The sequence below is a fragment of the Escherichia sp. WS1451 genome (assembly GCF_046487365.1).
GTDB lineage: Bacteria > Pseudomonadota > Gammaproteobacteria > Enterobacterales > Enterobacteriaceae > Escherichia > Escherichia coli.
The window spans coordinates 95,019-103,435 of sequence record NZ_JBJQJP010000017.1 but is presented as its reverse complement, the minus strand read 5'-3'; the positions used below and the strand labels follow the sequence as shown (position 1 = coordinate 103,435).

Below are 8,417 nucleotides of genomic sequence, written 5' to 3'. Positions count from 1 at the left end.
CAAGAGCCTGTCCAATGTGCATAAAAAAATCCGGAAACAAGTGAGCGTTTCCGGATTCTTACACAGCCACTGGATCGGTCAACTGATCCTTAACTGATCGGCATTACCCCAATCATCTGCCAGTTAATAAAGCGTGTGACAAGGTCGATTAAATAATCGGTACTGAACCCCGCCACCTGCGAACCCTGGCTCATTATGCTTTCCGGGCCAGGCAACCAGGTGTCATGCCAGAACAAAGCAAAGCCGATCGGCAGGGCAATCCAGTGGCGTAAGCGATGCAGGCTGTAGCGCGGAATGGGCATCAGCAGAAACGCGGCAAACACCAGATTGAGGAGCGGATGGAAGTTAAGATATCCCGCCCACAACAGGCCGAACTTAACCAGAAAATAGAAGTTCCAGCCGGAAAGGCCGCGCCAGTATTGCCAGAGGGAAGAAGGCATGGCGGTATTTTGCGTAAATTGAGTCATTTTTTGGTTGCCCTGGCTTTTTCCGTGCGGCGTAACGTCCCGGCCGGTTTAACATAACGAGGTTTAGCAAAGAACAAACGTAAGGTGTCGCGAATGCGTCGCAAAGAGTGCCGCGCCAGATAGCCCAGCGGGAAAAATATCAGTGCGCAAACGACAATAATTTCAATGATATCGCTGATGGTCATCATGATGAGCGCTCCACAGCATCATCTAACAGTCGCATTGGTTCTGGTATTCGTCGCCAGTGGCGACCATCGTGCTCGGCATTGATGACCGGTTTAGAACTTTGCGTTAAAGGCAGCGGCATGCCCCATTGTTCTGGGGCAAGCAGGCGCATCTGCACCAGCTCGGCACTGATTTGATCATCTTCAAACCAGACCATACGGTTTGAGAAAATGTCGCCAGTAGGCAATGGGAAAATATGATTCAACGCGGTATCCAGATCGTTAATCCGACAGAATGAGAGAAACAGCACCAGCCGATTACCGCCAATGGTCATGATATCGCCGGTGCGATTAGGGCGACATAGCGTCAGGGCTTGCTCAACGCGGATACCCGGTACCGGACGTAGGGCAACCAGAACGCCTTTACCGTGGGCAGGTAATAGAGGGTTATTCATCATGTTGTTGACGGCATTACAGAACACATCCCACTTCTGGAAACCACGCAGTTTGAGCGGCTGGGTCATTGACAGCAAGGTAGTGATATCTTCCGGCACATAGCGACTAAACTTCTGCCCTTGCACGCTTTCGATCATCGTCAGACAGCGGGAGAGTGGGGCATTCCATGGGATAACCATATTTGCACCGCAGGCCAATAACAAACGTTCATCGGTGGCGCGCAGGCTAGCGGTATTTTCCCGTACGAGGATTTTCATCGCACTACCGCGCTGGCGACGCAGAGTATGAATGCTGCGGGCCAGTGGCTCGATTTGCGCATTTTGTTGTAAAGAAAAGACCACCGTCGCCGCCTGAGCGGTACGGGCTTCATTAAACAGGACTTCGTTATTGTTGAACAGTTGCCAGTGTTCCGATAGCGGCGGCGCACCTTCAAGTACAGAAACATTACTCAGAATGCGTTTTTCGTCGCTGCGTGGTTGGATTTCCGCCTCTTGGTGTTGAACTAATGTCCAGCAACCATTTTGTTGCTGAACGCTAAGCTGCTGACGGGCGCTGACCCCTTTTTCGTTGCACCAGAAAGCAATATCCAGCAAATGTTGGTCGCCCTGAAAACGCAAACTGGCAAGACCAAAAAGTGACCGGTATTCCTCAAGTAACAATGAAAATTGTTTATCGTTATTATTTCCGGAATTAATTACCAAAAGCGAACAATGGTTTAGCCGGCTCCATTTATTCATTTTATCCAACCATGAGCGAAGCCGCTCGGCAGGAATGTTTTGCCATGCATTATTTGCGCAAACAAGAATAAAAAGGTAATTATGGGGATCAATAGAACACTGCAAATCACGGGCCAAATAGTATAGACCTTTTTCATGATTTAGCATCGAAAATAATGTTATTTTTTCCGGCCCTTGAGAATCATCTAATTGAAAGATTTTCGCCGGATCGCTGTCCATGCTAATGACCGCGACGTGTGCGGTTTCAGCCTGGGATGCAATTGTTTGATTCGCCAGACTGATAGCATCTTCATGGCGATCGACGTTAAACCACCAGACGCCGCCTGCTGGCATATGTCGCAGCTCATCCCATAATGATGAGATACCGATAGAGAATACAGGGTCCACAATGTCCCTCATGTCAACATTTTGTCTGATTATCAGTTTACTAGCGAAAGCTAAGAAATAAACCTACCATTGAAATTAAAACTTATCAGATTTAGCATGTGAATCAATTTAGCAGGTCACAAGACGTGTGATTTTAGTCTTTTCGTTTTTAACTTTTTTTGTTGCGTAACGGAAAGTCAAAAAGTGAGCAAATTCCCGTCTCGCCGTAAACAATAAACCGGCGAAATGCTCACGGTTAGAATTGTCTCATGAACGGTGCGGTTATTTCATAGGGATCAAGCAAATGAATAACAATGAACCAGATACTCTGCCTGATCCCGCGATAGGCTATATCTTCCAGAATGATATTTTGGCGTTAAAGCAGGCATTTTCACTGCCTGATATTGATTATGCCGATATTTCCCAACGCGAACAGTTGGCCGCGGCATTAAAACGCTGGCCGTTGCTGGCAGAGTTTGCGCAACAAAAGTAGGGGATTGGTGAATGGCCGTACTGGGATTGCAGGGGGTGCGGGGAGGCGTGGGGACAACAACCATCACCGCCGCATTAGCCTGGTCATTACAAATGTTGGGAGAAAATGTCCTGGTGGTCGATGCCTGCCCGGACAACTTGTTGCGCCTGTCATTTAACGTTGATTTTACCCACCGTCAGGGCTGGGCCAGAGCTATGCTGGATGGCCAGGACTGGCGTGACGCTGGGTTGCGCTATACCTCGCAACTCGATTTGCTGCCTTTTGGTCAGTTATCCATTGAAGAACAAGAAAATCCACAGCACTGGCAAACCCGGCTGAGCGATATTTGCTCCGGCTTACAGCAACTAAAAGCCAGCGGGCGTTACCAGTGGATTTTAATTGACTTACCGCGTGATGCCTCACAGATAACCCACCAGCTGCTGAGTTTGTGCGATCACTCGCTGGCAATCGTCAATGTGGATGCCAACTGCCATATCCGACTGCATCAGCAAGCGCTGCCGGATGGCGCGCATATTTTGATTAATGACTTCCGTATCGGCAGTCAGGTTCAGGACGATATTTACCAGCTTTGGTTGCAAAGCCAGCGCCGATTACTGCCAATACTCATTCATCGTGATGAAGCGATGGCTCAATGCCTGGCGGCTAAGCAACCAGTCGGTGAATACCGCAGTGATGCGCTGGCGGCTGAAGAGATACTGACGCTGGCTAACTGGTGCCTGTTGAACTATTCCGGGCTGAAAACGCCAGTCGGGAGTGCATCATGAGTATCCTGACCCGGTGGTTGCTTATCCCGCCGGTCAACGCGCGGCTTATCGGGCGTTATCGCGATTATCGTCGTCACGGTGCGTCGGCTTTCAGCGCGACGCTCGGCTGTTTTTGGTTGATCCTGGCCTGGATTTTTATTCCGCTGGAGCACCCGCGCTGGCAGCGTATTCGCGCAGAACATAAAAACCTGTATCCGCATATCAACGCCTCGCGTCCGCGTCCGCTGGACCCGGTCCGTTATCTCATTCAAACATGCTGGTTACTGATCGGTACATCGCGCAAAGAAACGCCGAAACCGCGCAGGCGGACATTTTCAGGTCTGCAGAATATTCGTGGACGTTACCATCAATGGATGAACGAGCTGCCTGAGCGCGTTAGCCATAAAACACAGCATCTCGATGAGAAAAAAGAACTCGGCCATTTGAGCGCCGGGGCGCGGCGGTTGATCCTCGGTATCATCGTCACCTTCTCGCTGATTCTGGCGTTAATCTGCGTTACCCAGCCGTTTAACCCGCTGGCGCAGTTTATCTTCCTGATGCTGCTGTGGGGTGTAGCGCTGATCGTACGGCGGATGCCGGGGCGCTTCTCGGCGCTAATGTTGATTGTGCTGTCGCTGACCGTTTCTTGCCGTTATATCTGGTGGCGCTACACCTCTACGCTGAACTGGGACGATCCGGTCAGCCTGGTGTGCGGGCTTATTCTGCTGTTCGCCGAAACGTACGCGTGGATTGTGCTGGTGCTCGGTTACTTCCAGGTGGTATGGCCGCTGAATCGTCAGCCGGTGCCATTGCCGAAAGATATGTCGCTGTGGCCGTCGGTGGATATCTTTGTCCCGACTTACAACGAAGATCTCAACGTGGTGAAAAATACGATTTACGCCTCGCTGGGTATCGACTGGCCGAAAGACAAGCTGAACATCTGGATCCTTGATGACGGCGGCAGGGAAGAGTTTCGCCAGTTTGCGCAAAACGTGGGGGTGAAATATATCGCCCGTACCACTCATGAACATGCGAAAGCGGGCAACATCAACAATGCGCTGAAATATGCCAAAGGCGAGTTCGTGTCGATTTTCGACTGCGACCACGTACCAACGCGATCGTTCCTGCAAATGACCATGGGCTGGTTCCTGAAAGAAAAACAGCTGGCGATGATGCAGACGCCGCACCACTTCTTCTCACCGGACCCGTTTGAACGCAACCTGGGACGTTTCCGTAAAACACCGAACGAAGGCACGCTGTTCTATGGTCTGGTGCAGGACGGCAACGATATGTGGGACGCCACCTTCTTCTGCGGTTCATGTGCGGTGATTCGCCGTAAACCGCTGGATGAAATTGGCGGCATTGCTGTCGAAACGGTAACTGAAGATGCGCATACTTCTCTGCGTTTGCACCGTCGTGGCTATACCTCCGCGTATATGCGTATTCCGCAGGCGGCGGGGCTGGCGACCGAAAGTCTGTCGGCGCATATCGGTCAGCGTATTCGCTGGGCGCGCGGGATGGTGCAAATCTTCCGTCTCGATAACCCGCTCACCGGTAAAGGGCTGAAGTTTGCTCAGCGGCTGTGCTATGTCAACGCCATGTTCCACTTCTTGTCGGGCATTCCACGACTGATCTTCCTGACTGCGCCGCTGGCGTTCCTGCTGCTGCATGCCTACATCATCTATGCGCCAGCGTTGATGATTGCCCTGTTCGTGCTGCCGCATATGATTCATGCCAGCCTGACCAACTCGAAGATCCAGGGCAAATATCGCCACTCTTTCTGGAGTGAAATCTACGAAACGGTGCTGGCGTGGTATATCGCACCACCGACGCTGGTGGCGCTGATTAACCCGCACAAAGGCAAATTTAACGTCACCGCCAAAGGTGGACTGGTGGAAGAAGAGTACGTCGACTGGGTGATCTCGCGGCCCTACATCTTCCTTGTTCTGCTCAACCTGGTGGGCGTTGCGGTAGGCATCTGGCGCTACTTCTATGGCCCGCCAACCGAGATGCTCACCGTGGTCGTCAGTATGGTGTGGGTATTCTACAACCTGATTGTTCTTGGCGGCGCAGTTGCGGTATCGGTAGAAAGCAAACAGGTACGCCGATCGCACCGCGTGGAGATGACGATGCCCGCGGCAATTGCCCGCGAAGATGGTCACCTCTTTTCATGTACCGTTCAGGATTTCTCCGACGGTGGTTTGGGGATCAAGATCAACGGTCAGGCGCAGATTCTGGAAGGGCAGAAAGTGAATCTGTTGCTTAAACGCGGTCAGCAGGAATACGTCTTCCCGACCCAGGTGGCGCGCGTGATGGGTAATGAAGTTGGGCTGAAATTAATGCCGCTCACCACCCAGCAACATATCGATTTTGTGCAGTGTACGTTTGCCCGTGCGGATACATGGGCGCTCTGGCAGGACAGCTATCCGGAAGATAAGCCGCTGGAAAGTCTGCTGGATATTCTGAAGCTCGGCTTCCGTGGCTACCGCCATCTGGCGGAGTTTGCGCCTTCTTCGGTGAAGGGCATATTCCGTGTGCTGACTTCTCTGGTTTCCTGGGTTGTATCGTTTATTCCGCGCCGCCCGGAGCGGAGCGAAACGGCACAACCATCGGATCAGGCTTTGGCTCAACAATGATGATAACGCGATGAAAAGAAAACTATTCTGGATTTGTGCAGTGGCTATGGGGATGAGTGCGTTCCCCTCTTTCATGACGCAGGCGACGCCAGCAACGCAACCACTGATCAATGCTGAGCCAGCTGTAGCCGCCCAGACGGAACAAAATCCGCAGGTGGGGCAAGTGATGCCAGGCGTGCAGGGCGCTGATGCCCCCATCGTGGCGCAGAACGGTCCTTCGCGTGATGTGAAGCTGACCTTTGCGCAAATTGCGCCGCCGCCGGGCAGCATGGTGCTACGTGGCATTAACCCGAACGGCAGCATTGAGTTTGGTATGCGCAGCGATGAAGTGGTGACGAAGGCGATGCTCAACCTCGAATACACGCCATCGCCATCGTTACTGCCTGTCCAGTCGCAGTTAAAGGTTTATCTCAATGATGAGCTGATGGGCGTGCTGCCAGTGACCAAAGAACAGTTGGGTAAAAAAACGCTGGCGCAAATGCCCATTAACCCACTGTTTATTACCGACTTCAACCGTGTGCGGCTGGAGTTTGTCGGCCATTATCAGGACGTGTGCGAAAACCCGGCCAGCACCACGCTTTGGCTGGATGTTGGGCGGAGCAGTGGACTGGATTTGACCTATCAGACCCTGAATGTGAAGAATGACCTGTCACACTTCCCGGTACCATTCTTTGACCCGCGTGATAACCGCACCAACACCTTGCCGATGGTCTTTGCGGGTGCCCCGGATGTTGGGCTCCAACAAGCATCTTCCATTGTCGCCTCGTGGTTTGGTTCGCGTTCTGGCTGGCGTGGGCAGAACTTCCCGGTGCTCTATAACCAACTGCCGGATCGCAATGCCATTGTTTTTGCCACTAATGACAAACGGCCGGACTTCCTGCGCGATCATCCGGCGGTAAAAGCCCCGGTGATTGAAATGATCAACCATCCACAGAATCCTTACGTCAAACTGCTGGTGGTCTTTGGTCGTGACGACAAAGACCTGTTGCAGGCAGCGAAAGGTATCGCTCAGGGTAACATTCTGTTCCGTGGTGAAAGCGTGGTAGTGAATGAAGTGAAACCGCTGCTACCGCGTAAGCCGTACGATGCGCCGAACTGGGTGCGTACCGATCGTCCGGTCACCTTTGGTGAACTGAAAACCTATGAAGAACAGTTACAATCCAGCGGTCTTGAGCCAGCAGCGATTAACGTTTCGCTAAATCTGCCGCCGGATCTCTACCTGATGCGCAGTACCGGCATTGATATGGATATCAACTATCGCTACACCATGCCGCCGGTGAAAGACAGTTCGCGGATGGATATCAGCCTGAATAACCAGTTCCTGCAATCCTTCAACCTGAGCAGTAAACAGGAGGCGAACCGCCTGCTGCTGCGTATTCCGGTATTACAAGGTTTGCTGGATGGCAAAACGGATGTCTCTATTCCGGCGCTGAAACTGGGCGCGACCAACCAGTTGCGGTTCGACTTTGAGTATATGAACCCGATGCCGGGCGGTTCGGTGGATAACTGTATTACCTTCCAGCCGGTGCAGAATCATGTGGTGATTGGTGACGACTCCACCATCGACTTCTCGAAGTATTACCACTTCATCCCGATGCCGGATCTACGCGCCTTTGCTAACGCGGGCTTCCCGTTCAGCCGGATGGCGGATCTGTCACAAACCATCACCGTGATGCCGAAAGCGCCTAACGAAGCACAGATGGAAACCTTGCTGAATACTGTTGGCTTTATCGGTGCGCAGACGGGCTTCCCGGCGATTAACCTGACGGTGACCGATGATGGCAGCACTATTCAGGGGAAAGATGCCGACATCATGATCGTCGGTGGTATCCCGGACAAACTGAAAGACGACAAGCAGATCGACCTGTTGGTGCAGGCGACCGAAAGCTGGGTGAAAACGCCTATGCGCCAGACCCCGTTCCCCGGCATTGTACCGGACGAGAGCGATCGCGCGGCAGAAACTCAGTCAACGCTGACCTCTTCCGGTGCGATGGCAGCGGTGATTGGCTTCCAGTCGCCGTATAACGACCAGCGTAGCGTGATTGCGCTGCTGGCAGATAGCCCACGCGGTTATGAAATGCTTAACGATGCGGTGAACGATAGCGGCAAACGCGCCACCATGTTCGGTTCGGTCGCGGTGATCCGCGAGTCCGGTATCAATAGCCTACGCGTTGGCGACGTCTATTACGTTGGCCATCTGCCGTGGTTCGAACGCTTATGGTATGCCCTGGCAAACCATCCGATTCTGCTGGCGGTGCTGGCGGCAATCAGCGTCGTGCTGCTGGCATGGGTACTGTGGCGTTTGCTGCGTATTATCAGCCGTCGTCGTCTTAACCCGGATAACGAGTAATTGAA

At 52.6% G+C, this 8,417-nt stretch carries 6 protein-coding genes and 1 pseudogene; 4 read left to right on the top strand and 3 right to left on the bottom strand.

Annotated elements, in window-relative coordinates:
- Positions 1–101: 101 nt before the first annotated feature.
- The 3 genes and pseudogenes from bcsG to bcsE form a co-directional block, all read right to left on the bottom strand.
- A pseudogene (gene bcsG, locus ACJHX7_RS19505) lies at positions 102–467 on the bottom strand (cellulose biosynthesis protein BcsG); the annotation flags it as partial.
- Positions 464–655: a cellulose biosynthesis protein BcsF gene (gene bcsF, locus ACJHX7_RS19500; RefSeq protein ID WP_000988308.1), complete on the bottom strand. Its 192-nt coding sequence runs from the start codon at positions 653–655 to the stop codon at positions 464–466. The pseudogene bcsG and the gene bcsF, both read right to left, overlap by 4 nt.
- Positions 652–2,223: a cellulose biosynthesis c-di-GMP-binding protein BcsE gene (gene bcsE / locus ACJHX7_RS19495; protein WP_072275330.1), complete on the bottom strand. Its 1,572-nt coding sequence runs from the start codon at positions 2,221–2,223 to the stop codon at positions 652–654. Before bcsE ends, bcsF begins: the two co-directional genes overlap by 4 nt.
- Positions 2,224–2,494: 271 nt before the next feature.
- On the opposite strand from bcsE, the gene bcsR reads away from it, so the two are divergent.
- Genes bcsR through bcsB form a run of 4 tightly spaced genes read left to right on the top strand, consistent with a single transcriptional unit; the run spans position 2,495 to position 8,412 of the window.
- The gene (gene bcsR / locus ACJHX7_RS19490; protein ID WP_001063314.1) at positions 2,495–2,683 is read left to right on the top strand and encodes a cellulose biosynthesis protein BcsR; all 189 of its coding nucleotides are present in this window, start codon (positions 2,495–2,497) and stop codon (positions 2,681–2,683) included.
- Between the two features lie 11 nt (positions 2,684–2,694).
- Positions 2,695–3,447: a cellulose biosynthesis protein BcsQ gene (bcsQ, locus tag ACJHX7_RS19485; protein WP_000279524.1), complete on the top strand. Its 753-nt coding sequence runs from the start codon at positions 2,695–2,697 to the stop codon at positions 3,445–3,447.
- The gene (gene bcsA / locus ACJHX7_RS19480; RefSeq protein ID WP_000025855.1) at positions 3,444–6,062 is read left to right on the top strand and encodes a UDP-forming cellulose synthase catalytic subunit; all 2,619 of its coding nucleotides are present in this window, start codon (positions 3,444–3,446) and stop codon (positions 6,060–6,062) included. Before bcsQ ends, bcsA begins: the two co-directional genes overlap by 4 nt.
- A 10-nt stretch (positions 6,063–6,072) precedes the next feature.
- On the top strand, positions 6,073–8,412 hold the full coding sequence (bcsB, locus tag ACJHX7_RS19475) for a cellulose biosynthesis cyclic di-GMP-binding regulatory protein BcsB (RefSeq protein WP_094030516.1): 2,340 nt from the start codon (positions 6,073–6,075) through the stop codon (positions 8,410–8,412).
- The last annotated feature ends 5 nt before the right edge of the window (positions 8,413–8,417 follow it).